We start from the raw sequence: 792 nt of genomic DNA on the forward strand, positions 1-792 counted from the left end.
CCCACGTCCTTCATCGGCTCCTGTTGCCAAGGCATCCACCATGCGCCCTTAGAAACTTTCACACACATGAAAGTCCTCAAATGAGCAATTATCTAACTAAGATGTCATTCTCGGCGTCACCACCACGCTCAACGCAGCCACCCAGGGGGATGACCACACGCAGCAATGACAAAAATAAGATGCTCGCGTCCACTATACAGTTCTCAAACAACAACCCTCACCCCACTCCACGCACCCCAACCAGGGCAACGCTTCACAAGGGAGAAGAAACAACAAAACCCCACACTCCAAAGAGATGCAGGGCGCCTGCTGTTCCAGGACCCAACAGTGTGCCAACACCAGCACGCAGCCACCAACCACACGCATTCCAACCCCACAAGGGCGTACTCGCGTCCAGCCGGCACCACCACTGGCACCATTTCCTGATGTTCCACCCATGAGCAACCCGCCACCACACACGCGGTGATGCAACGGGCACTGATGCTCCTTAGAAAGGAGGTGATCCAGCCGCACCTTCCGGTACGGCTACCTTGTTACGACTTAGTCCCAATCGCTGGTCCCACCTTCGACGGCTCCCCCCACAAGGGTTAGGCCACCGGCTTCGGGTGTTACCGACTTTCGTGACTTGACGGGCGGTGTGTACAAGGCCCGGGAACGTATTCACCGCAGCGTTGCTGATCTGCGATTACTAGCGACTCCGACTTCATGGGGTCGAGTTGCAGACCCCAATCCGAACTGAGACCGGCTTTTTGGGATTAGCTCCACCTCACAGTATCGCAACCCATTGTACCG

The 792-nt window shown here is 56.3% G+C and carries 1 rRNA gene; it reads right to left on the minus strand.

Annotated features, from left to right (window positions below):
* Window positions 1–491: 491 nt before the first annotated feature.
* Window positions 492–792: ribosomal RNA gene (locus MA879_RS12305) — 16S ribosomal RNA — on the minus strand; the annotation flags it as partial.

Source organism: Micrococcus lacusdianchii, from assembly GCF_023155805.1.
Classification (GTDB): Bacteria; Actinomycetota; Actinomycetes; order Actinomycetales; family Micrococcaceae; genus Micrococcus; species Micrococcus lacusdianchii.